The sequence below is a fragment of the Streptomyces cadmiisoli genome (assembly GCF_003261055.1).
Lineage (GTDB): Bacteria > Actinomycetota > Actinomycetes > Streptomycetales > Streptomycetaceae > Streptomyces > Streptomyces cadmiisoli.
Genome location: NZ_CP030073.1, coordinates 8,409,357 through 8,433,255, shown reverse-complemented (window position 1 = coordinate 8,433,255; position 23,899 = coordinate 8,409,357). Strand labels below are relative to the sequence as shown.

Annotated in this window: 21 protein-coding genes and 1 pseudogene; 11 read left to right on the top strand and 11 right to left on the bottom strand. The window is 69.2% G+C overall.

The window, feature by feature from the left end; genetic code table 11:
* Nucleotides 1–2 precede the first annotated feature (2 nt).
* The 5 genes from DN051_RS37075 to DN051_RS37055 form a co-directional block, all read right to left on the bottom strand.
* Nucleotides 3–863, bottom strand: a complete 861-nt coding sequence (locus DN051_RS37075) for an MBL fold metallo-hydrolase (protein WP_246040727.1) — start codon at nt 861–863, stop codon at nt 3–5.
* Nucleotides 864–1,186: 323 nt separating this feature from the next.
* On the bottom strand, nt 1,187–1,966 hold the full coding sequence (locus tag DN051_RS37070) for a class I SAM-dependent methyltransferase (RefSeq protein WP_112441132.1): 780 nt from the start codon (nt 1,964–1,966) through the stop codon (nt 1,187–1,189).
* A gap of 323 nt (nt 1,967–2,289) precedes the next feature.
* Nucleotides 2,290–2,646, bottom strand: coding sequence for an HIT family protein (locus DN051_RS37065; protein WP_112441130.1), 357 nt, complete (start codon nt 2,644–2,646; stop codon nt 2,290–2,292).
* A gap of 351 nt (nt 2,647–2,997) precedes the next feature.
* Nucleotides 2,998–6,327: a S8 family peptidase gene (locus tag DN051_RS37060; RefSeq protein ID WP_162625049.1), complete on the bottom strand. Its 3,330-nt coding sequence runs from the start codon at nt 6,325–6,327 to the stop codon at nt 2,998–3,000.
* 328 nt (nt 6,328–6,655) lie between these two features.
* Nucleotides 6,656–7,279, bottom strand: coding sequence for a hypothetical protein (locus tag DN051_RS37055; protein ID WP_112441126.1), 624 nt, complete (start codon nt 7,277–7,279; stop codon nt 6,656–6,658).
* Between the two features lie 270 nt (nt 7,280–7,549).
* On the opposite strand from DN051_RS37055, the gene DN051_RS37050 reads away from it, so the two are divergent.
* The 4 genes from DN051_RS37050 (at nt 7,550) to DN051_RS37040 (ending at nt 9,528) form a co-directional block, all read left to right on the top strand.
* Entirely contained in the window at nt 7,550–8,347 is a 798-nt protein-coding gene (locus DN051_RS37050) for a thymidylate synthase (RefSeq protein WP_112441124.1), read from the top strand.
* Nucleotides 8,344–8,847, top strand: coding sequence for a dihydrofolate reductase (locus tag DN051_RS37045; protein WP_112441122.1), 504 nt, complete (start codon nt 8,344–8,346; stop codon nt 8,845–8,847). The genes DN051_RS37050 and DN051_RS37045 overlap by 4 nt, the downstream gene beginning before the upstream one ends.
* A 148-nt stretch (nt 8,848–8,995) precedes the next feature.
* A complete protein-coding gene (locus DN051_RS47335; protein WP_281289044.1) occupies nt 8,996–9,118 on the top strand; it encodes a hypothetical protein in 123 nt (40 codons plus the stop codon).
* A gap of 17 nt (nt 9,119–9,135) precedes the next feature.
* The gene (locus tag DN051_RS37040) at nt 9,136–9,528 is read left to right on the top strand and encodes a DUF7919 family protein (RefSeq protein WP_112441120.1); all 393 of its coding nucleotides are present in this window, start codon (nt 9,136–9,138) and stop codon (nt 9,526–9,528) included.
* Between the two features lie 267 nt (nt 9,529–9,795).
* Here the strand turns inward: DN051_RS37040 and DN051_RS37035 are convergent, their stop codons facing one another.
* Nucleotides 9,796–10,251, bottom strand: a complete 456-nt coding sequence (locus tag DN051_RS37035) for a nuclear transport factor 2 family protein (RefSeq protein WP_112442729.1) — start codon at nt 10,249–10,251, stop codon at nt 9,796–9,798.
* 262 nt (nt 10,252–10,513) lie between these two features.
* Between DN051_RS37035 and ribB the strand changes: the two genes are divergently transcribed.
* From ribB to DN051_RS37020, 3 genes are all read left to right on the top strand, one after another.
* A complete protein-coding gene (gene ribB / locus DN051_RS37030) occupies nt 10,514–11,164 on the top strand; it encodes a 3,4-dihydroxy-2-butanone-4-phosphate synthase (RefSeq protein ID WP_246040726.1) in 651 nt (216 codons plus the stop codon).
* A gap of 4 nt (nt 11,165–11,168) precedes the next feature.
* Nucleotides 11,169–11,870: an HAD family hydrolase gene (locus DN051_RS37025; RefSeq protein ID WP_162625048.1), complete on the top strand. Its 702-nt coding sequence runs from the start codon at nt 11,169–11,171 to the stop codon at nt 11,868–11,870.
* 430 nt (nt 11,871–12,300) lie between these two features.
* On the top strand, nt 12,301–12,717 hold the full coding sequence (locus DN051_RS37020; protein ID WP_053755879.1) for a hypothetical protein: 417 nt from the start codon (nt 12,301–12,303) through the stop codon (nt 12,715–12,717).
* Nucleotides 12,718–12,874: 157 nt separating this feature from the next.
* Here DN051_RS37020 and DN051_RS37015 read toward each other — a convergent pair whose 3' ends face one another.
* From DN051_RS37015 to DN051_RS36995, 5 genes are all read right to left on the bottom strand, one after another.
* A complete protein-coding gene (locus DN051_RS37015) occupies nt 12,875–13,222 on the bottom strand; it encodes a DUF4387 domain-containing protein (protein WP_053755880.1) in 348 nt (115 codons plus the stop codon).
* Entirely contained in the window at nt 13,215–14,600 is a 1,386-nt protein-coding gene (locus tag DN051_RS37010; protein ID WP_112441116.1) for an acyclic terpene utilization AtuA family protein, read from the bottom strand. The genes DN051_RS37015 and DN051_RS37010 overlap by 8 nt, the downstream gene beginning before the upstream one ends.
* A 50-nt stretch (nt 14,601–14,650) precedes the next feature.
* Complete coding sequence (locus DN051_RS37005; RefSeq protein WP_112441114.1) at nt 14,651–15,637, bottom strand: phosphoglycerate dehydrogenase; 987 nt, start codon at nt 15,635–15,637, stop codon at nt 14,651–14,653.
* A gap of 47 nt (nt 15,638–15,684) precedes the next feature.
* The gene (locus tag DN051_RS37000; RefSeq protein ID WP_112441112.1) at nt 15,685–16,974 is read right to left on the bottom strand and encodes an MFS transporter; all 1,290 of its coding nucleotides are present in this window, start codon (nt 16,972–16,974) and stop codon (nt 15,685–15,687) included.
* 251 nt (nt 16,975–17,225) lie between these two features.
* The gene (locus tag DN051_RS36995) at nt 17,226–18,356 is read right to left on the bottom strand and encodes a tartrate dehydrogenase (protein ID WP_112441110.1); all 1,131 of its coding nucleotides are present in this window, start codon (nt 18,354–18,356) and stop codon (nt 17,226–17,228) included.
* Between the two features lie 155 nt (nt 18,357–18,511).
* On the opposite strand from DN051_RS36995, the gene DN051_RS36990 reads away from it, so the two are divergent.
* The 4 genes and pseudogenes from DN051_RS36990 to DN051_RS47880 form a co-directional block, all read left to right on the top strand.
* Nucleotides 18,512–19,492: a LysR family transcriptional regulator gene (locus tag DN051_RS36990; RefSeq protein WP_112441108.1), complete on the top strand. Its 981-nt coding sequence runs from the start codon at nt 18,512–18,514 to the stop codon at nt 19,490–19,492.
* A gap of 193 nt (nt 19,493–19,685) precedes the next feature.
* Nucleotides 19,686–20,924, top strand: coding sequence for a sialidase family protein (locus tag DN051_RS36985; protein WP_246040725.1), 1,239 nt, complete (start codon nt 19,686–19,688; stop codon nt 20,922–20,924).
* Between the two features lie 168 nt (nt 20,925–21,092).
* The gene (locus DN051_RS36980; protein WP_112441106.1) at nt 21,093–21,572 is read left to right on the top strand and encodes a MarR family winged helix-turn-helix transcriptional regulator; all 480 of its coding nucleotides are present in this window, start codon (nt 21,093–21,095) and stop codon (nt 21,570–21,572) included.
* Between the two features lie 74 nt (nt 21,573–21,646).
* A pseudogene (locus DN051_RS47880) lies at nt 21,647–22,948 on the top strand (MFS transporter); the annotation flags it as partial.
* Between the last annotated feature and the right edge of the window lie 951 nt (nt 22,949–23,899).

Sequence of the window (23,899 nt, the reverse complement as noted above, 5' to 3'; positions counted from 1 at the left end):
GATCACCGCTTCTGCGGGCACCGGTCATGACAGGAGAGCCAGTGCGCTGTTCCACACCGGACCGACATTGAGCCGATCCGGGTAGAGCCGCAGCATCTCGTCGAAGAACTCGCGTGGGGTCGGCTCCGCTGCCAGCAAGCGCTGGGATCAAGCAGATAGTCACGGGTCTGCGCCAGGATTGACGGGGCGTCGGGCAGATCCCGGTTCTTGTGACCCGCGACAACCGCACGTGGGTGCAGCGCGGCGACGGTGTCAAGCGCGGCAAGCCAGCTGTCGATCCCGCCGTCGGCGCTTTCCAGCAGGTACTGGTGCACTCCGTTGTATGCGACGTCTCCCGCGATGATCAGTCCGCTCGACGGAACGTGCAGAACGGTGGTGTCGTCGGTGTCGGTATGGCCGGTCTCCACAGCCAGCAGATGATGACCCTCAAGTTGGAAACCCTCCGCGGGAATCACCTGGAAGACCACGGGACTTTCGGGGATGAGGCCTGGAAAATCGATATCCCAGCTCTGTTGGCGTCCCACGGTCGCTTGTTTGCGCATCAGTCGGATTGTTCCCTCGGTCGCATAAGGAACGGCGTCGGGAAATCGTTGCATCAGCAGATCGGTGCTGAACCAGTGATCGCCATGCCCGTGGGTGGCATAAATGTGAGCCAGGTGCTTTCCCTTGCTTTCGATCCAGTCGCCGACCTTGCGTGCCTGATCGCGGGTGAAGGGCGGGTCGACCAGGACGGCCTCGGACTCCCCCAGGATCAGGGTGCATGCCAGTGGCGAGGATACGATCGGTCCTCCGTCGGGCAAGCGCGTCGACCGTTCTCGGCGCACGCCGTCGAGAACCAGTACCTCGTGGCGAAGCTCCGCCATATCGGACCTCCCGGCTCTGCAACGTATCACCGAAGCGAATACGTGGCCCGGGTCAGATCTGAGAACTGAATTCTTGGGTGCCGGATTGTTCACTGTTGGCGGTGAGCGCGGCGGTAATCCATCGATCTATTGATAAGTCTACTGGGCTTCACTCAGGAGCGCCAAGATCCCAGAGGCACGAAATGATCGTTCGAGGCCCTTGCATGCAACGTGACGCAAGGGAAATCGAGTCTTGGGAGGAGCGTCTTACAGAATTGACGCCTCACGTAGCGCATCCGCCGTCCTCGCGAGAGGCGTCCCATCGTTCGTTCCCGACTGGTGCTTCACAGCCGCCGGACGCGCAGCACGGCAGTCAACAGCGGGAGAGTGAACTCTCCGTGGCCGGTCTCCGGTCCGCTCGCGAGGAATGCGCGGATCCGGCCCAGCGTTGCCTCCTGTTCGTGTTCCGGCATGACCAGCACTCCCGCGCGCGTCGCGAGGGTGGCGACCAGGGAGTCGGCGGTGCGCCGCTGCCCGTGCGGGAACTCGACCTGCTCCGGCAAGCCGAACCGAGCGGCCTCGCCAGTCTTCGGAAGGTGTGCCTCAGCCGTCTCCACGCGCCAACTGGCGGGCGTGTCACGCGGGCCGATGACAGCGCTGCCGCTGACGCGAGCAAGCCCGGAGACCCACTCGACCCCGTCGTCCATGACGTTCCACAGACCGGCCAGGATGCCGTCGGGCGCGAGGACCCTGGCGATCTCGGGTCCCGCGACGGCCATGTCGAACCAGTGCATGGCGTTGCCGGCCAGCACGGCATCCACTGACCCGTCCGGCAGCGGAATGGCCTCGGCACTACCCGACAGCGCACGGACATCCGGCAGCCAGCGGTGCAGTTCGGCCAGCATCGCCGGGTCGGGCTCTACCGCGATGACTTCGGCACCCAGCGCGACGAGTGTTGCGGTCAGCTTGCCGGTTCCGGCACCGAGGTCGAGTACGCGCGGGCCAGGCGCGGGGTCGAGCGCCCAGCGCACCGCGGCCTGCGCGTAGTCCGGGCGGTGCTCGGCGTAGGTGACCGCCGCTGCGCCGAACGACGAGGCGTGAAGCAACCGTTCATCCTGGTCCACGCGGTTACGCTATCGGTGCTGCCGGCCGTCGGCTACCCGGTCGCACCACTTCGGCAACAGCCGTCCGGTGGCGCGCTACAGGCACCCGGGGGCCTGCGTGCGAGGCTTGCCTGTCTCGGCATGTGCGTTGTGATGGCCCGATGTCGTGCACCTCTGAGCGTCGATGGGCGGTGCGCCTTCGGCTCTGCAGCACCGTTGGCCCATTCCACCGGCTGTCGGAAACCCGAGCGAAGCAGCGCGGCTTCTGCTCCTGCGTCTGCCCGAGACGATGCCTTGCACTGCTGGGCGTGGCCGGCCGACCACGCCAACCATCGTCGCCGGGGTCACTCCGCCCTCTGCTTGCCGTGTCCGCCGGACCAGGGCAGGGCGAGGCCATCGTTTGCTGCTCGTGGGACGAGATGCAGGTGGAGGTGGAACACCGACTGCGTGGCTTCACGTCCGCGTGAGGTGATGAGGTTCATCGGTTGCTCGCCCACCACCAGTTCCGCCGCGCGTCGCATCGTCGAGGCCGATACGTCCGGGTCTTCTCCGAAGTCGGTGACATGCCGCTTGGGAATGACGAGTGTGTGTCCCTGGACGACGGGACGGATCGGAACGATGGCGAGAGCGTCTTCCCACTCCTTGACAACATTGGCCGGGGCTCTCCCGGCGACGATCTCGCAGAAGACACAGTCCGTCACTTGGATGCCTCCAGGGTTCGGGTGGGATCGGTGCGGTGGGCGTGAACGGGCGAGCCCGGCTCTGACGGCACCACATCGGTGACCGTACGCCAACCGATCGCCTCGCCGGGAGTTTCATCGGGAGGCCGGTGGAGCCCCAACGGGGCATCAGGCATCCTCGACTCGCGTCGTCGAAGAGCGCCGGCGCACCGCACCAGGCAGCGCTTCGACGCCGTATTGATGACGTATCGCGCATCTCCACATTTCGGCGCCGGAAGCGAACGGTGCGGCCCGCGCCTGTGGCCGGTCGGTGCCTACAGCACCAGGGGCCCGCCGCATGGAGTGCGGCGGGCCCTGCGATGCTCATGGCGGCTACTTGAGGAGGTATGCCTTGATCACGGTCTGCTTGAAGGAGTTGCCCGCGGCGTCCTTGACGTAGGTGCGCAGCGAGACCGAACCGCCGGACGGTCGGTGCGGGTGGTTCACGGTCACGGTGCGCTCCGTGCCGGAGCCCTTCACCTTGGCGGGGTGCCAGGTCTTGCCCTCGTCGTAGGAGACCTCGGCGGTGAAGGTGCGGATCGCCGACTCGGGAGCGCCGGTCCCACGCTCGATCAGGGCCGGAATGTCAAAGGTACGTCCGGCCTTGGTGCGGTTCCACTCGTCGAGTTCCGGAGACATGCGCACCGCGTACAGCGGCAGCGCCTGTCGCGTCTTCGTGGTCTGCGACTGGAACCGCCACTCGCCCTGGACGCTCGTGGAAACACTGCTGCGTGCGGGGTCACGGTCGAGCGCGATGGTCAGACGGTAGTCCGCCGGAACGGTGTCGGCAGGGAGGTCCATCTGGTAGATGTGGTCGGAGACCACTTGCCCGTTGCGCCGCAGCTCCGCCTGGGGCCAGGCGGTCGAACTGTCGGCGACTTCGTCGATGTTCCCGTTGGCGGCGAACTGGAGGGACACGTTCATCGAGTCGCCGTCGCGGAAGTTGTTGTTCATGTTCGGCACGTGCCCGATGGCCTGGACTCCGCTGTTCCAGTGCTCCTCGACCGTGCGGTTCGCCTTGTAGCTGCGCGTTGCGCCGATGAACAGCTGACCGAACCTGTCGCTGGGCGAGCCGAAGTCCGGGAGCTGGTCGAAGGCGGGCTGCCAGCGCAGACCGTCGGCGACCGAGAAGTAGTCGACCCGCTTGGCCGGGACCGAGAAGTCCCGGATCACGTGGGCGTCCCACGGCGCTCCCCCGACCAGGGTGCTGACCGTGCGGTTGGCGGTGGATCCCGGTGCGGTGGTTGCGAACGTGCTGTCGACCGTGGCCAGCTCGGACTGACGCGGGCGGTAACCGGGGTCGGCGGGAATGCCTCCGCGGACCGGGCGGGTCAGGTGGTACATGTACGGCGACTTGGCGGCACCGGCGATGGCCGTGGGCTCACCCCACACCGTGCTCAGGACGTACCGGAACTCCGAGTCCGACCTCTGCTGGCTCGGAATCGCGTACACGTCCTTCATCTGTGTGCTTCCGGCGGCCTCACCCACCTCCAGGGAGAGCACGTCGCCGCCGACGTCCACGGTGCCGACCTGCGCAGACATGATCCGGGCCGACGAGCGCGGCGCCGATACCACGATGGGCTTCGCCTTCCGGGCGTCGATGGTGAGATCCCGGTCGGAGGTCATCTTGACCTCGGGTTCGCCGACTACGATGCGTTCCGTCCGCGACGGGTCGTCCGCACGGGGGTCGAAGAAGAAGCCGCGCAGGGTGTGGGTGCCGCGCGGAATCCGCAGCACGGCGGTGCCCTCGCCGGCCAGTTCGACGGTGCGGACGGGGCCTCCGGCGGTGGGGCGGACCGTCAGGTACGAGGAGCCGGGAGCCGCGCCGGAGCGTCCCTTGAGGTCGAGGCGAAGGTCGTAGGACGGCTGCTCGACTTCCATGCCGACCGGAGTGCGCACCGAGACGTTCTTGTCCGAGGTGGACGCGATGACCACGCCGCTGAAGGCGGCGTAGACCGTGGTGGCTTCCGGGGCGGCGGTGAGGGTGACGTCCGCCGAGCCGTGCGCGGGCACGGTGATCTTGTCGGCGCCGAGGCGGAACAGGCCCTCCGGTGCGGGCTTGCCCGCGTGATACGACATGTTGAGCGCGAGGTCGAGGGTGACGGGCTCGTCGCTCGGGTTGCGATAGGTGATCGTCTTGTCCATCGGCGGCCGGCCGCTGTCGGTCCAGCGGATCTGCCCGAAGGCCAATCCGGTGGGCTCGGCGGTGACCTGCTGGGCGACAGCCCGCGCGACGTCGACGCGTCCGGCGCCCTGGAAGAAGGCGCCGCGCTCGAAGCCGCCCGTCGCCGAGTGCATCAGCTGCCGCTTGACCTGCTCCGGGGTCCAGTCGGGGTGCTGCTGGAACACGATGGCGGCAGCGCCGGCCGCGTGCGGCGTGGCCATCGACGTCCCTGCCATGCCGACGTAGCCGTCCTCGGCGGTGGTGCCGCCCGCCCTGGCCGCGACCACGCCGACACCGGGTGCCACGAGGTCCGGCTTGAGGCCGAAGTCGCCCACCCGCGGGCCGATCGCGCTGAACGCGGCGAGTTCGTCGTTGATCTGACTCGCGCCGACGGCGAGGGCCCCCTGGACGGAGGCGGGTGAAAGGACCTTGCCCGGGCCGTTGTTTCCGGCCGCGGCGACGACCAGGACACCGTGCTCACGGGTGACGGTCTCGACCATGGCCTCGACGGCGTTGGTCTCCGGGGTGTCCTCGTCACCCAGGCTGAGGTTGACCACCTTGGCGCCTTGCTCGGCCGACCAGGCCAGACCCTCGATGATGTCGGAGAACGTGCAGTTGCCGTCGGCGGTGCACACCTTGCCCGACAGGATGTCCGCACCGGGCGCCACACCCTTGTACTTACCGCCGGAAGCAGCGCCGGAACCCGCGACGATCGAGGTCACATGGGTACCGTGACCCGCCACGTCGTCGGTGTTCTCCTCGGTGGTGAAGTTGGCCGCACCGGAGACGAGGCCCTTGAGGTCCGGGTGGTTGGGGTCGTAGCCGGTGTCGAGCACCGCGACCTTCACCCCGTCGCCCTTGTAGCCCATCTCCCAGGCCTGGGGTGCGCCGATACGCGCCACCGTCCTGTCGAGCTGGGCCTTGGCACGGCCGTCGAGCCAGACGCGCTGGACACCGGCACCGAAGGATCTGGCACCCGCCTCGCCGGGGGCGATGCTGTTCCAGAACTCCGCTGCGTCGTCGCGGTGTTCGCTGACGGCCGCGAAGGAGGTACCGGGAATGGTGCGGACCTTGGAGGCTCCCGCCGTGGCGAGCCGACGCTCGGCGGTGTCGGCCGCACCCCTGTACTCGACGATCAGCGGCAGGCTCGACCGCCCCGCGTACTTCTCCTTGACCAGAGCCGAGACATTGAACAGGGCCCTGTCCATGCGGTCCGCCGCCAGCAGCGGGAGCGCGTCGGCGGGTATGACCGTCCAGTCGCGGCCGTCCTGGCGCTTGATGAAGGTGATGTGCTCGCGACCTTCGGCCGGCTGCACCAAGACGCTCTGCCGCCCCGACGGGCCCTTCTCCAAGGTGACGCGGTCTCCTGTGATCAGGGTGACCTGATGCCGGGTGACTCCGGATGATCCAACCGTCTCGCCCCGGGCCGCCGACGCGGTCTGCTCGGAGCCCCGGTCGGAGTCCTGAGCGACACCAGGAGTGGCGGTCAGACCAGCCAACAGCGCTACGAGTGCGGCGGTCGCCACATACTGCGGACGTGGTCTGTGGACCCTCGGCATCCGCCTGTTGTTCATCTGTCTCATGGAGTGACAGCGTGGCGCCATGGACAGTTCAGGTCAGTACTTTCCGCTGTCCAACAGGTGACATGTCACCTATACGCCAGGTCCGAGAGACGCCGACGGCCGGGGGCACGTGGACGGACGCTGATGGTCGCGGTGACCAGCGGGCGTGTCCCGCAACCGTGGCGGGTTCACGGATGAGTTCTGCGCGATCCCCCTCGGCCTGACCACCTCCCCGCCTCGCACAGCTCTCACCTCGGGAAGCACGTCACCGATCCGCCATGCCCGGGCCCTCCGACACAACGGCGTCCGACGAGGCGTAGAGGAACCTCAGATGCTCCCCGTACGCGTCGCCACCGGTATCGCCCGCCGTCGAGGAGTGCTGTGGGGTCTCTGCTTCCTTGTCGATCGCGTGCAGCCAGTCCATCACAGCGCCGAAGTACGGGCTGAGCGCGCCACTTGCCGCTCCGGCCGCCTGCGCCATGCGGTGGGGCCCCTCCACATAGACGGCGCTCATCAACCGGTCGAGGGACCGGTGGAGAGTACGTGCCTCATGCCACAGGCGGCGGGCGGCCTGCCGGCGCTCCTCGCGTTCTTCGGGCGGATCGCTCGGTGCGATGCCTCCGAGTTTGATCGCTGCCTCGCTGAGCGTGGCATACACCAGGTTCCAGCCCTCGGAATAGGCCACGTAGGCCGCTTTGCGTGATTCCCTGAGCGCGGCCGCCCGGTCGGCCTCGATCTGGAGACGCGCCTGACCCATCAGGGCGGCGGACTGCATCTCAGCCTGTCTCTCGGCCTTCCTTCCGGTGATCCACGCTGATGCCGTGGCGCCGAGCGCGCCCACCGCAGCGCCGAGCAGGCCGCCGAGAAGTCCCGCGAGTCCTGGGTCCATGGGGTGAGTCTGATAGGGATGGATCAGCCTCCGCCAGGGGTATCGCCCAAGGGATCACAGGAGCCGGGCACCGCGCCGTGGCACCGGCCCATACGCCTGCGCCCGTTTCCTGAAGCAGCGCGCCCACCCGGGCGTCGACGCCGTCGCACTGCAGTCCTCGACCACGGGCTCGCGGCTCGCCACCCGAACCGAGTCGCACACCAGTGCCCGACCTGCGGGGAGGCATGCCAGTCGATCACGCCAGGTCGGCGGCCAGTAGACTCTCGAGTTGTGGCGGATACGCAGTACGAAGACCTGTTGCGGCTGGTACTCACCTCCGGGACGGCCAAAGCCGACCGGACGGGCACCGGCACCCGAAGTGTGTTCGGGCACCAACTACGCTACGACCTCTCGCAGGGGTTCCCGCTGGTCACCACCAAAAAGGTGCATCTCAAGTCAATCGTGTACGAACTGCTGTGGTTCCTGAGGGGCGACTCGAACGTCGGCTGGCTGCAGGAGCACGGCGTCTCCATCTGGGACGAGTGGGCCGACGAGCACGGCGAGCTGGGTCCGGTGTACGGCGCGCAGTGGCGTTCCTGGCCCGCCCCGGACGGCAGGCACATCGACCAGATCAGCGAGGTCCTCGACACGCTGCGCAAGGACCCGGACTCGCGCCGGATGATCGTCTCCGCCTGGAACGTCGCCGAGCTGCCGAACATGGCCCTCGCGCCATGTCACGCCTTCTTCCAGTTCTACGTGGCCGACGGCAAGCTCTCCTGCCAGCTCTACCAGCGCAGCGCGGACCTTTTCCTCGGCGTCCCGTTCAACATCGCCAGCTACGCGCTGCTCACGCACATGGTGGCGCAACAGGTCGACCTCGAGCCGGGTGACTTCATCTGGACCGGCGGCGACTGCCACATCTACGACAACCACGTCGAGCAGGTGACCAAGCAGCTCTCGCGCACGCCCTACGAGTTTCCCGGTCTGCGTCTGCGTCGGGCGGACTCGCTTTTCGAGTACGCCTACTCCGATGTCGAGGTCGTCGACTACCAGCACCACCCGGCCATCAAGGCTCCGGTCGCGGTATGAACGTCGGGCTCATCTGGGCACAGACCCTGGATGGCGTGATCGGCGTGGACAACTCGATCCCGTGGCGGCTGCCCGAGGACATGGCACATTTCAAGGCGATCACCGTCGGTCATCCGGTGGTGATGGGGCGCAGGACGTGGGATTCGCTGCCTGCGCGATTCCGACCGCTGCCCGGCAGGCGCAACATCGTGGTGACGCGCAATCCGCAATGGTCGGCCGAAGGCGCGGAACGTGCCGGGTCGATCGCGGAGGCTCTGGACCTCGCGGGCGAGCCGTCGGAGCAACCAGCCCCTGCCGCGGCATGGGTGATCGGCGGCGGAGAGATCTACCGGGCGGCCCTGGAGTACGCCACGACGCTATCGGTGACGGAAGTCGACTCGGACACGACCGGAGACACATACGCTCCGACGCTGGACCCGGCGTGGAAGGTCACCGACGACACAGGATGGCAGTCCTCCACATCCGGGCTGCGCTACCGCATCCGCGGATACAGCCGCTGACGGCCGGTCCGGCCGGACCGCGTCCAGGCATCGGACACGTCCCGGTCACCGACGTACAAAGTCAGCAAGATGACCGTCTGCGGCGGGCAGATTTCCAGGGTCTCACTCACGCACAACAGACCCGCCGTGGCAGGGAGATGACGGGCACATGTTCTTCGCGGACCTCAGCCCGTACGTCTACTCGAACCAGGGCGACGAATTCACGGACCGCACCGACGGTCTGAGATTCGTCAGCTTCCAGCCTGCCTACGGACGCCTCAACATCGGCTGACTGGACGCCGAACACCGATGGACGAGCGGCCAGGCTCCGCACACCTTACCGACAAGCTCCTGGCCGTCATCGACGCCCAGCAGGTCAACGCGATGCCGGGGCTCCACGAGTGCGACCTGTGCGCCATACAGCTGCCGGACTCACTGCCCTGGAACATCCCCCGGCCGGGACACGTGTGCGCGAGCGCGGGAACAGGTGAGATCCGCGTCCCCGGCGGCCCCGGCACCGTCTTTGCAGCTCCGTATCTCATAGGCCACTACGTCACCGATCACGGCTACCTCCCGCCTCGGCCGTTCATCGAGGTGGTCCTCGCGTTCGACCCGTTCGGTCCTTGGCCTGCACGGTTTCCCGGGATCAGATTCCCCTGGATCCCCGCCGACGCGGCGCTCCGCCACGTCGACGATGCGTGAGACAGCGGTCCCGGCAGGCACCGCATCGAGGGGTGACACCACGGCACGAGACCGCGACTGCGGACGGCCGCGCGATCCCGGCCGGTCTGCCCTCGCCGTTCCCGTTGACCGTAGACCGAAAGACGCACCGGGCCGCCGACGAGGTGCTCGTCGGCGGCCCCGAGTGCATCACCTGTTTTCCGGCACCGCCGGGCACGCCGGCGCCCGCGCGGTTCCGGAAGGAACCGGAGCCTCCGAGCGCTGCGAGACTCCGGTCGGATCGTCCGTCTAAGACTGCGAAGCTCGGGTGTCGACCCAGTCGATGATCAGTGCCCGGTCCTCGAACCTCCAGGTGCCCTCCCCCCCTCGGACGAACACATCGACGTAGCGCAACGCCATCACCATGAGGGTGCGTCCCTCGTCGTGCACCGTCAGATGATGCGCTAGGCAGTACGTCTCGCCGGCGGCACGGTCGCCGTCCAGCGTCAGGCGACTCTGCCCGTTGAAGTGCGTTGTCGCCATGTACTGCCCGAGCCCCGCGAATGCCTCCGCGAGGATGTCCCACCCGTTGAATTCCGCGCTCGGCGCAGTCGTGGCGGGATCGCCCTCGTACATGGCGACGTGGGCGTCCTCCGTGAACAGTGCCGGTTCGCGGCGGTCGGCGTGGTGTGCGTAGGCGTCGACGAGCTGACACCCGTCTCGGTCCGGGAGCCTTTCCGGCGTGGACGGAATCTCCTCCGACATACGAAGGGGTGCCCGCACGGTCCGAACCGTGTCGGCACCATCCGTCCCGAGCACCTCCCCAAAGGCCGCTCCGCCTTGTTCGGTCGCATGCCAGGAATGCGTGTTCGACTGGCCGACATGGCACGGCCATCCGGCGAATCGGCACGGTTTCCCCGCCCCTCCTCTCGCACCCTCATCGATTGGCGTACAGGTTTCTCAAGCTTTTCTGTTCGACAACCGATGCCGTCACAAAAAGGGCGTTTTGAGGGAAGGGTAGGGCACCGTGACGTCTGTATCGGTGCGGCGGTCGATGGATCTGCTCGCGCTCGCCGTCGATGATCTGCGGGCCGGGCGGCCGGTCATCGTGGTCGATGACGAGGACCGGGAGAACGAGGGCGACCTGGTGATGGCGGCGGAGTTCGCGACGGCCGAGGCCCTCGGCTTCTTCGTCCGCTGGACCAGCGGGCTGATCTGCGCGCCCATGGATCCGGAGGTCGCGGACCGGCTGGAGCTGCCTCTGATGGTCCCGCCCGTTCCCGGCATGGACGTGGCCGAGACGACGGCCTACACCGTGTCGGTGGACGCGGTCGGCGTCGGCTCGGGGATCTCCGCGGCCGACCGCGCGGTGACCGCGCGGGCGCTGGCCGATCCCGGCACCCGGCCGGATCAGCTGGTCCGCCCCGGGCACGTGTTTCCCCTGCGTGCCCGCCCCGGAGGGATCGCCGAACGGCGCGGACACACCGAGGCCACCGTCGATCTCCTGCGCCTCGCCGGCCTCTCGCCGGTCGGCGTGATCAGCGAGATCTGTGAGGACGACGGCTCCGTCGCCCGTTCCGACCGATTGCGGGCCTTCGCCGAAGAACACGGCCTGACGCTCGTATCGATCGAGCAGTTGTCGCACCGGCTGCGGCCCTCCGACCCTGCGACGGTGTGACCGCGTGTTCCGAGCAACGATCTTCGACCTCGACGACACCCTCGTCGACACCCAGGGCGGCTGGGCACAGGTGTGCGCCGACTTCGCCGCCCGCCACGGTCACCGATGGAGCGCCGAGGACACCGCGGCGCTGCACGGCAACGGCAGTTGGGCCACGTACGTCGCCGGGCTGTGCGGCAATGCGGTGACCAGCACCGACGTGGTGACCTCCTGCACCGCCGCGATGCTCGACGAATGCGCCCAGGGGCACGTGCGTGCGCTGCCCGGAGCGGTCGAGTTGGTCCATGAAGCCGAACGGCACGGGCCTGTCGGTGTGGCTACGGCAAGTCCTCGCCGCTTCGTGAAGGCGGTCCTCGAAGATCTGGGCCTGGCAGGCTTGTTGCGGGCTGTGGTGTGCGGCGAGGACGTCGCACAGGTCAAACCGGCGCCGGACCCGTATCTGCGCGCGGCCGCCGAAGTCGGGGTCCCACCCTGCTGCTGCCTGGCCGTCGAAGACTCGCCGAGCGGCATCCGCTCGGCCGCTACCGCCGGCATGGGCGTTCTCGCCGTCCCCCGCGACAGCATGACGCTGCCGGACGATGTCTCCCGACTGCCCGTGGCACTGGCCCGCAGTGCGGTCGACGCCCTGCCATTGTTGCCCGGACTGCTCGCGCCCCGGCCTCGGTCCCTGGTCCGTGGCGGCGCTCCGGCACGCACCGCCGGCTGACCACCGCTACACCTGCATGAGACACCCGGGGGACGCCCATCCCGACAGCCCTGTCTTGAGGGCCTGTCGAGGACTGCTCGACGAACATCTCGATTGGATCACGCCCGATCCTCGGACGTCCGGATTGGCGTGATCGGTAACTCTTGTTGAGACTTGGACTTCTGGTGTGATGATCACCGCCTCTGATAGATCTCCGTCGCCCTGAATTCGGGGATGGCACGGCACAACAATCTGCGCGCGGAAGCGAGCGGATGAAGAGCGAGGCGCAGTCCGTCCTCCCGGGCTGGTGCCTGATGAGCGTCAGCGACAGAACACTCACCTACCTGTGGTACTGACCCTTAGACCGCCGGTCACGATCGGCTGAGTGACCAGCTAGGGGTGCGGGACGGCTCCCCGTCCCGCACCCCCACCAGATCCGAAAGGGGCCGAAGTGCCCAACACCTACCGCGCCGTCTTCATCACGACGCTGCTGCTGCTCGCCGCGCAGGGCGTCCTCATCGCGGTCTTCGCCTTCCTGTTCTATCCCTTGTCCATCGAGGCATTCGCCCCTCTGGACGAACCTGGCACGTCAATACGAGCCAAGATCGCGGCGGTGGTGGCCATCGGCATCGTCGTGACCGCCTCGACCGTCCGGATCTCCTGGGTGCTTCTCCGGGCCTGTCTGCGGGAAGTGCCGGCGCGGGGAACCCTCCGTATGGCTCTGGCCCTCGAGGCGGCAGTCCTCGTGGGCTCCGTGGCGGTCGGGTCCTCGACCGGCATGGCCGGTGCGGGCATCACCCTGGCCCTGCTCGTCGTCTGCCACCAGCTCGACGTACGGCATCACGCCCACCGACCGGCGGGGACGTAGGGCGCCTCTCCGGTCCCGCCGGTCGCCCGAACCTCACGGGTCCACGGGCGCCTTGTCGGCACCGAGGGTGGCCCCTGCGGACGTGGGCGACCCGCCCTCAGGTCGGCCCGCACGCAGCAACGGCAACGCCCTCCAGGCGAACGCGGGCCGGTCCTGCTCACTCCCGGACGACGTTGCCCGTACCGGGTACGGGCAGGAGCGCCAGTGGGACGTGGTGCTGGCCCGAGTGGATGTCACGGTCGCGGAGCGAGGCCTGGCTGACGGGGCGGGGGAAGGAGATCTTCACGACGTGCAGCGACGGGATACGGAACATCTGGATCTGCGCCGCGTCGATTCCGTAGAGCCCGGCGACCGTGTGCTCGTTGAGGAACGATTCGTCCGCGGCGACGCGGTATCCGTCCTCGTCGCGCAGGAACAACTCCATGGTGACCCAGAACGGGCCGGCGTTCTTGGACCGGATCTCGAGTGCCAGGTCCGCGAGCGTGGTCGGGCCGGTCTCAGTCATGGTGCGCAGCCTCCTCGAATTCGATGCGGAACATGTCGGTGGGGGTGACGCTGTCGACGACGTGGTTGAGCACGAACTCGTAGGCGGGTCCGCGCTCGATCTCGGCGGGTGAGGTGGCGAACGCGAGGCTCGGCAAGTAGTCCATGTCGGCCGTCGGCAGGTGCAGCATCAACGGGTTGGCGATCTTGGCGACGGCGGTGGCGGTGGCCTGGTCCGGCGCGTTGACCAGCAGCATGACCCCCACCTCCCGCGGTGCACCCTGAGCCGGTTCGAGGTCTCCCAGCACGGCGTTGTAGCCGTAGAGGCGCACGTCGAAGGCGTACTTGTCCTGGCTAAGGCCGATCGTCTGCTCCACCCTCTGCTTGATCACGGTGCTCAGGAGATCGGCCCAGGCTTCGATGTCGGCGAGGATGTGCGGGTCCCGGATCGCGGTGAACGACATGGTCTCGTAGCCGGCGATCCGGGCGCCTTCCAGCTTGATGGTGTGCTGTTCGGCGACGTGGAACTGCGAACCCTCCACTCGCACCGTGCGGTCGTCGCGAGCGGTGTAGGCGGCCTCGCGGACGTCCAGTGTGCCGTCGGGTTCGCGCATCTCGAAGGGGTTCGCGGTCTCGTAGAGCATGTGGGCCGCGACCGAGACCGGTGTGCAGGCCACCGTCGGGTCGAGCGGTTCGATGGAGAAGCCGTTCGCGTCGATGGTGGCGAGTACCCCGCCGGCGCGCGGGTTGGTGGTGCATTGCCCGCCGCACTCGATGATTTTGGCTGCGTGCCATGTCGGCCCCGCGGGCATTCCCCGCATGAGCGGGTAGGCGGCGGCGATGGCCGTGTCGGTGGCGCGGCCTGCCAGTACGACGTCTGCGCCCGCTTCGAGCGCGGCGACGATCGGCTCGTGTCCCATCACGCCGACGATGTGTGTGCAGTTGTCCAGCGTTTCCGGCCGTAGCTCCCCTGTAGGAGGCAGGGCGTGGATCCGGCCGGCGTCCAGGCGCTTCTTCAGTTCACCGGCGTCCTGTTCGCTGTAGATCCGCGCCACGCGCAGCTCCAGCCCTTCGTCGGCTTGGACGTCGGCGACGATGTCCGCGACCCAGTCGACCCCGTCGTCGGTGCCACTGGTCCCGCACGAGCCCACGATCAGCGGAATTCCGGCCCCCGCTGCCGCTTTCAGCAGGATGCGAAGGTCGCGGGCGACCGCCGCGCGCGTGGTCTTGGGCTGCGACGCGCCGAGGTAGTAGGGGCCGGAGTCGGTGCTCCCCCCGTCGACGGAGATCACATCGGCGCCGAGTCGCAGACCCCGCTCGATGGTGGCCTCGGGGAAGCCCGCGCCGAGCATGCCGTTCGGCGCGAGGACCGTGACGAAGTCGACCGGTTCGTTGTCCATGTTCCTCTTCCGTCTCACAGTCGGTGCGTGGATGTGGGTGGGTCGGGTGTTCACCCCGTCCCGCCGGAGCCGGGCGGGCGGGGCAGCAGGTGAGCGTTGACGGCGAACCGGGGGCGCCCGGCGAGGGCAGCCACCACCTCGGCCGCCCCCTGGAGACCGGCGGCCGCGCGGGCTTCGGTGGTCTGTCCGGCGAGATGGGAGTAGACGACGATGCCCTCGACGCCGCGCAGCGGGCTGTCCGCGGCGAGCGGCTCCTCGCTCACCACGTCGAGGGCCGCCCCGGCGATCTGCCCCGTGCGCACGGCATCGGCGAGGGCGCGCTCGTCAACCACCGCTCCTCGCGCGGTGTTGACCAGGACCGCCGTCGGCTTCATCCGGCGGAAGGCCGCGGCGCCGAGGAGACCGCGTGAGCGCTCCGTCAGGGCGGTGTGCACGGAGACATAGTCGGCGGCCGCGAGCAGTTCCGGAAGGTCGACGAAGCTCACCGACGCATCGGTTCGCTCGTCCTCGGGCACTCCGGTGGTGCACAGCAGACGCATCCCGAACGACTGCGCCAGGGGAACGACGGCCCGCGCTGCCGCTCCGTACCCGAGCAGGCCGAGCGTCGACCCGCGCAGTTCGCGGCCGTCGTCCCTGGGCCAGCCGCCGGCCGCCACTCCCGTCGCGCTCTGCACCAGTCCGCGCGCCGCCGCCAGCAGCAGACCGATCGTGTACTCGGCCACCGCGTTGGCGTTGACCCCCGGCAGGTTGCTCACCGAGATGCCCAGCCGGCCCGCGGCGACGACGTCGATCGTGTCGTAGCCCACGCCGGTGCGGACGACGGCGCGCAGCCGGGACGCCCGGGACAGCACGTCGGCGGTCAGGGGCTCGTGTCCGACGAGTGCCGCGTCGATGCCGTCGAGGGCCTTGACGAGGTCTTCGGGGTCTCGGCGGCCGATCAGCGGGGAGTGGACCGTCGTGTGGCCGTGGGCGCGAAGGTGGCGGTCGGTCTCGTCACCGGGTCGCAGGTGGTCCGTCGTGATCAGGATGCGGGGCACACGGTCCTCATTTCTGGCTGCTGTGCTGGGCGGGCCGGGTGGCGGGCTCACAGCGGTGTGGTCGGCTGCTTCGTGACGGCCGTGGCCGCTCGCCGCTGGAGCCTGTGGATCCTGGCGATGACGACAAGGGCGAGCGAGGCGATGACGGCGATGTCGACGAGCATCAGGGGCCAGCCGTTGACGTCGACCATCGCGCCGACCAGGGCCGGGCCCAGGAAGCCGCCGCCCGCCCAACTGACGGTGTACAGGCCGGCGTACGTCCCGAAAACGTGGGCCGACGGGGCGAGGTTCCACAGGACGACGACGGCGTTGACGAGGAAGCTGCTCGCTCCGGCCGCCGCGACGCACAGCGCCACGACGGTACCGGTGGGCGTCTGGACGAGCGTGCCCAGGATCAGGGCGGCGGCGAAGACCGACATGCCCACCGCCATGGCGCGAAGGCGTCCGTACCGCTCGGCGAGCATGGCCGCCGGGTAGGCGGCCAGGAGGAAGGCGACGCCGCTCGGCAGCGTCAGGCCGCCGGCGTCGCCGCGGGACATGTCGAGGGCCTCCATGCCGTACGGCGTCACCAGCGACCGGGACGCGGCCCAGGCACAACCGAAGAGCAGAATGGCGACGAGGAGCAGCAGCCGGCTGCGGTCGGCGTCCTTGACGATCTGGGCCAGGATGTCGCGCACGCGTGACTTCGCCGGGCGAGCCGTCTCCTGCTGACTCTCCGCCAGCACGGCCTGGTAGGCGGGAGAGCGGCTGTCGCGCACGGTGGCCGCGAGCACGCCCATCGACAGCAGCATGATGGCCGCGGGGATCGCGAAGGCGATGTGCGGATGGTCGTCGACGAGGAAGATGCTGATCAGCGCGGCCACGATCGTGGTGAGACTGGAGGCGATCTTGACCGCGGCGTTGGCCCGGCTGCGTCGCTCGGGCGCGATGAAGTCCGGTACGAGCGCTTCGGCGATCGGTTTGAAGGTGTTGGCGACGAGGGCGTAGGCGAACATCACCGCGATCAGGGACGGCAGGGACGCCGCGGTGTGCGGGATGGCGACGAACAGTGCGGCGGCCACGGGCATCCCCGCCACGAGGTAGGGAATGCGCCGGCCCCACGACGTCCGGGTGCGGTCGGAGCGGTTGCCGATCCAGGGCTGGATGAAGATCCCCAGCAGGTTGTCCATGCCCATCAGGAGGCCCACCAGGGCCGCGCTGGCGATGTGCTCCCGCAGCAGCGGCGGGACTTGCGACTCGTAGAAGTTCCAGGTCGACTCCTGCGCGAAGACCGCGAGAGCGACCAGGAACGTGATGCGCCGGGTGCGTGAGCGCTGCCCTGCCGACGTCGTCGTCATAGGGGTCGTCCCTTCGCGCTGCCGCCGGTCCGGCGGCTGTCGGATGAAGTGCTGCTGGTTGCGGAGGCGGTGATGGCGGTCACACCGTGTGGCAGCCGCCTCGGGCTCGGCTCGGGCGTCCGCGGGACGCGGGCCCCGTCGCTGTCGGTGCCGACGACGAGGTCAGGGCATCGGCGGCCTGGTTCGGACCGTGTCCGGGACTCCTTCGGGCAGGCCGGCCTCAAGGTCGGCGAGACCCGGAAGCGGAACGGTCATGACGCCGTGGTCGCCTCCTCGGCCGAGGCACCGACGTCCACGGGTGCCGGGCCCGCCGCGATCCGGGCCGCGATCGCCTTGCCGAGCCCCACCGTGGTGCCCCTGCCGCCGAGGTCCGGGGTGACCACTTCCGGCTGCTCGTCGAGCACGCTCTCGATCGCGGCCACGACGTGTTCGGCCGCCTCGTGCTCACCGAGGTGGTCGAGCATCATGGCCCCGCTCCAGATCTGCCCGACCGGGTTGGCGATGCCGAGGCCCGCGATGTCGGGGGCCGAGCCGTGCACCGGCTCGAACAGGCTCGGGTAGGTGCGGTCGGGATTGATGTTGGCGCTGGGCGCGATACCGATCGTGCCGGTGCAGGCGGGCCCCAGGTCGGAGAGGATGTCGCCGAAGAGGTTGCTGGCGACGACGACGTCGTAGTGGCCGGGCCGCAGGACGAACTTCGCGGCCAGGATGTCGATGTGGTCCTTGTCCGCGGTCACTTCGGGATACCGCGCCGCCATCTCGACCGCACGCTCGTCCCAGTAGGGCATGGAGATCGAGATGCCGTTGCTCTTCGTCGCCCAGGTCAGGTGCTTGCGCGGTCGGCTCGCGGCGAGTTCGAAGGCGTAGCGCAGCACACGGTCGACTCCGATCCGGGTCATGACCGTCTCCTGCATGACCGTCTCGCGGTCGGTTCCCTCGAAGATCCGGCCGCCGATGCTGGAGTACTCGCCCTCGGTGTTCTCCCGTACGACGTAGAAGTCGATGTCGCCGGGACGGTGATCGCGCAGAGGACTGCGTACGCCGCGCAGCAGCCGCACCGGACGGAGATTGACGTACTGGTCGAAGCCCCGGCGCAGTTGCAGGAGGCTGCCCCACAACGAGACGTGGTCCGGCACCACCTCGGGCCAGCCGACCGCGCCGAAGAAGATCGCGTCGAACGTGCCGAGCCGGGTCCGCCAGTCGTCGGGGAGCATCGCACCGTGCCGCGACCAGTAGTCGGCGCTGGCGAAGTCGAACTCGGTGACATCCAGCGCGAACCCGTGCACCTCCGCGGCGGCTCGCAGGCACCTCAGCCCCTCGGGGACGACCTCGCGGCCGATCCCGTCGCCCGGGACCGCCGCGATCCGATAACTCTGCGGCACGAAACCACTCCTCAGCACTCGTGACCTTGTTGCGTCGGCGGGTGAAGCGGGATGCCCCTCGGACGGGGGCATCGGCCGACGTTCGACCTGGGCTCCACCCTGGCCAGCGGCTATGCCTGTTACAAGACCACGGCGGGCAAGGTAGCCTTTCGCTCATGGAAAGCATCCGCCCTCCCGGGCAGCGGGGCGGCAGGAACCGCTCGTCCCTGGACGACCTGGAGTTCTTCCGGGTGGTCGCCTCCAGCGAGACCCTCACCGCCGCGTCGCGGGAACTCGGATGCTCTCTGCCCGTCGTCAGCAAGCGGCTCAGCGCGCTCGAACGCCGGCTGGACGTCCGGCTCGTGCAGCGAGGCGCCCGCCGGCTCGTCCTGACCTCGGAAGGCAAGCTCTACGCGGCGCGCGTCGAGGCGATCCTCGACCAGGTGCGCGAGCTGGAGGACTCGGTCACCGACCGCTCGGACCGCCTGCGCGGATCCCTGGTCGTCGAGGCCACCCTCGGCCTCGGACGCGCACACATCGCCCCCCTGCTCGGCGAGTTCGCGGAGGCCCACCCCGAACTGCACGTGAGGCTGCAGACCTCCGACCTCCCGCTGCGGCCCCACCGGCGGGAGTTCGACGTGGCCGTACACGTGGGCACACCGCCCGACTCCTCCCTGAGGATGCGCCGCCTGGCCGAGAACCGACGTCTGCCGTGCGCGGCACCCTCGTATCTCGCCCGGCACGGCGCCCCCGCAAGCATCGAGGACCTGGCCGGCCACAACTGCATCGTGCTGCGCGAGAACGAGAGCGATTTCGCGCTCTGGCGCTTCGGTGATGCCGCAAGCCCTCGTCATCTGCGGGTCCACGGCGGCCTGTCGAGCAACGACGGTGACGTGGTGACGGGCTGGGCCCTGGAGGGACGGGGAGTGATCATGCGGTCGGAGTGGCACATCCGCCCGCATCTCGACCGCGGGGAACTCGTCCATGTGCTGCCGCACATCCCGACGCCGTCCGCCGACATCTACGCGCTGGTCGAGGACGACGTACACGTCCCGCGACGCGTCAGCCGACTGATCGACTTCCTCGCCGCACGGCTTCCCGGGCGGCTGCACCACCCGAAGGTCGAGTCCGACCCGGCATCAGGCGCCCTCCTCTAAACGGGCCTCTCCCTGAGCGAATGCCCGGGTCACAGCCCCTGACTGGTGACCGGTGGGCGTCCGCGACCGCCGACGCACCCCGGCATGCGGTCGGTCGAACGGGAACGAACGGCTTGCGTCCCGGCTGTTTACATCGATGTACATACCGCTCTAGCCTGACGCGCAATTCCCCGCCCCCACAGGAAGGAAGGCCGTGTCGATCCTGCGCCGCCGACCCGTTCGGCACCCAGCACGCGCCCTGCTGCTCAGCCTGACCGGCTTACTGAGCCTGGCCCTCGCCGCCCCCGCCATCGCATCCCGACCCGCTACCGCCACCGGCCGTCCAACAACAACTGCGCACTCCCCCACAGCGACAGGTACCCCGCTGCGGGAGGGAACCGGCCTGTATCCGCGCGCCGTCCGACTCGCCCACAACGGTGCCGCCAACGGGCGCGTCCTCGCCGGCGCCGTCACCTTCGACGGCAACAACGGCATCGGCGCCATCCACGAGAGCACCGACTCCGGAGCCACGTTCCGCGAGGTCGGCCGAGTCTCCGATCCCGAGTCCGCGTCAGGGCAAGGCCTGTGCTGCGCCACGCTGTTCGAGCTGCCCCGGCAGGTGGGCGCCCTGCGCGCGGGCACACTGCTCTGGGCCTCCTCCGCGGGCCAGGACGAGCAGAACCGACGTATGGCCCTGCGGATCTGGCGCAGCAACGACGTGGGCCGCACATGGACCTACCTGTCTTCGTGCGCCGTGGCCACCGGCACGGGCGGCCTGTGGGAACCGGAGTTCTCGGTGGCCGCCGACGGCGCGCTGGTCTGCCACTACGCCGACGAGACCGACTCCGCCCACAGCCAGAAGCTCGTCGCCGCGCGCACCTACGACGGCGTGCGCTGGGAGGGCCACCACAACACCGTGGCGAGCAGTTGGGCACCCGACCGGCCGGGCATGCCGGTGGTGCGGAAGCTGCCGAACGGCACCTACTTCATGAGCTACGAGATCTGCAATCCCGGCGGCCAGTACCAGTGCGTGGTGCACTACCGGACCTCCGCCGACGGCTGGAACTGGGGCGACCCGGCCTCGCTCGGGATCCGGCCCGAGACCGCCGACGGCAGGTACTTCCGTGCCGCCCCGACCATCGCCTGGGCTCCCACGCCCGGCGGCGGACCCGACGGACGGATCCTGCTGATCGGACAGCGCCTGCTGAACCGCGACGGCACCCCCGCCGCGGGCAGCGGCCGGACCGTCCTCACCAACACGCGGAACGGCAGCGGGCCATGGAGTGAGACCGCCGCGCCGGTGACCGTCCCGAACCCCGAAGTGAACTACTGCCAGAACTACAGCTCCCCGCTCCTGCCCTCGGCCGACGGCAGCCGGGTGCTCCAGATCGCCACCGACTTCGACGGCACCGTGTGCCGGGCGTACTTCGCCACCGGCCGCATCACGTCGTAACCGACCAGCCCAACCCGCGATATCACCCCGCCAACCCCCATCGGCCGCATCACCCTGCAGCAGACTGCCCTCACCGGACACCGCGCTCCGTCCGGGTCGGCCGGCACAGTAACCCCAATTCGACAGCCCAGGTTGAACAGTCTGGGCTGTTGAATTAGGGTATGGCCCATGACCGAGGCCCAACAGCCCCTGACGGACGCCGCCTTGCAGGCGGCCGGCGACATCTGGGTGGTGGCAGGTCGCCTCCGCCGCAGACTGCAGGCCCTGGAAGGCATCGAAGGACCCGACCCGTCCTCCGGCGCAGAGCGGGAACTCTCACCGTCGCAGGCCTCCGTGCTGCGGCGTCTCGCCAAGAACGGGGCCGCCTCCGCCAGTGATCTCGCCGCCGCCGAGGGCGTACGGCCGCAGTCCATGGCCAAGACCGTCCTCGCCCTGGAAGAGGCGGGACACGTCACGCGCAGCCAGGACCCTCACGACGGGCGCCGGCAGCTCGTCTCGCTGACGGAGCGGGGCCGAGAGCGGCGCCAGGGCGACCGCCTGGCCCGTCAGGCGTGGCTCGCCCGCGCCTTGCAGGAAAACGGCACCGAGGAGGAGGTTCGGGCCGTCATCACAGCCATGGCCCTGCTCGACAAGGTGGCACAGGCGTGACCGGCCGCGCCGGCTGCCTGCGCCGGCCGCGCGCGGCGCGTCCGAACGGCATCGACCGACGCCTGGTCGCACCACTGCTCGTCGGCTCGGCGCTCAACCCGGTCAACTCCTCGATGCTCGCGGTCGCGCTGATTCCGATCGGGCACGCGTTCGGCGTTCCGCCCTCGCAGACAGCCTGGCTCGTCTCGGGGCTCTACCTCGCCACAGCCGTCGGCCAGCCGGTCGTCGGCCGGCTCGTCGACGCGTTCGGGCCGCGCCGCCTCTACCTGGCGGGTACCACCACGGTCGGCGTCGCGGGTCTGCTCGGCGCACTCGCACCGAACCTGTGGGTACTGGTCGCCTCCCGAGTGCTCCTCGGCTTCGGCACCTCGGCTGCCTTTCCGGCGTCCATGTCCCTGCTGAGGTCCGAGTCCGAACGCACCGGCCTGAAGGGCCCGGGTGGCGTGCTCGCCGCCCTGTCGATCTCCAACCAGGCCATCGTCGTGGCCGGGCCGCCGCTGGGCGGACTGCTAGTCGGCGCCGGCGGCTGGCAGGCGATCTTCGCGATCAATGTGCCGCTGTCGCTCGTCTGTCTCGTGCTGGGCGCGCTGTGGCTGCCGCGTACGGTCCCCTCGAAGGGGACGATCCGCACGGACGCGGCAGGCATGCTGTTGTTCGCCGGATCCCTCACCGCGTTCATGTTCTTCCTGATGGATCCCGTCGCCCGGCACTGGTACCTTCCGGTGCTCGGCCTGGCGGCGGGAGCGGTGTTCGTCCGCCGTGAACTGGGCGCGGGCGATCCGTTCATCGACCTGCGTGTCCTCGGCGGCAACGCGCCGCTGCTGGCCACCTTCGTACGGCAACTCCTCGCCCACACCACGTCGTACGCCTTGATCTACGGCTACACCCAGTGGTTACAGGACGGGCGGGGCCTGAACCCCGCGCAGTCCGGGCTGCTGGTGCTGCCGATGTCTGCGACGGCCATCGTGGTCACCGTCCTCACCGGGCGCCGCGGGCGGGTACGCGCAAAACTCCTCGTGGGTGCAGCCGCGCAACTCCTCACCTGCTCGGCACTGTTCATGCTCACCGACCGCACTCCGCTCTGGCTGCTCGTCGTGATCTGCGCGGTCGCCGGCATTCCCCAGGGGCTCATCGGCCTGGCCAACCAGAACGCCCTCTACGAGCAGGCGGATCCGGCCCGGATGGGCTCGTCGGCCGGGCTGTTGCGCACCTTCATGTATCTCGGCGCGCTGCTGGCCTCCGCGGCGATCGCCGCCTTCTTCCGCGACGGCGCCACCAGCGGCGCACTGCACGGACTGGCCTGGCTGCTCGTCGGCGTGGCAGGCGTGTTCCTCGTGGTGTGCCTGGCCGACCGCTCCACGGCACTGACGTCGCCGGATGCCTCACCGGTGGATCCTGACGGACCTCCTCAGGGCGACGGACCACTCCCCATGACTGCCGAACGCCCCATATCCCCCTGGGACCTGCCCGCCGGCCACCCCGGCGTGTCCTTCCTGACCGGCCCCACCGCGCTGTTCGCCCTCACCCGCGACCCGCGCTTCTCCTACTGCCTCTACGTTCCGAAGCACCACCGCCCCGACGGCCCGCCCCGCCCCCTGCTGGTCGCCGTGCACGGGACCCGGCGCCGCGTCGAAACCCTCCGCGACGCCTTCGCCGGCTTCGCCGAGCGGCACGACTGCGTCGTCCTCGCTCCCCTCTTCCCCGCCGGGATCACCGGCCCCAACGACGTCGACAGCTACAAACTCCTGTCCCCTGCCGGATTCCGCTCCGACGAGGTCCTGCTGGACATGGTCGAGGAGGCCGCCGCGCGCTGGCACGTACGCACCGACCGCTTCCACCTGCACGGCTTCTCCGGCGGGGGCCAGTTCGCCCACCGGTTCGCCTATCTCCATCCCGACCGGCTGGCGTCCCTGTCCGTCGGCGCGCCCAGCCACGTCACCCTCCTGGAACCGACGACCACCTGGTGGCAGGGGACAGCGGACACCGACGAGCAGTTCGGCATCACAACGGACCCGGCCGCTCTGCGTGACCTCCCGATACAGCTGATCATCGGCGAGCTGGACACCGGCACCGCCGAACTTCCGCCCCACGCCGCACGCGAAAGCGCCCCGGCGCCCGGCAGCCGCACCGACCGCATCAACGCCCTGCGGGAGAACTGGATCGCGCACGGAATCGACGCGCGACTCGACACCGTCCCCGGCACGGGCCACGACCACATCGCCGTGCTGCCCGCCGTCCAGAAGTTCCTCGCCGCACATCTCGCCCCATGACCGCTCCCGATCACCGCGCCCGGACCAGATCCGCGTATCCCCCGCCTTCTCGCCGCC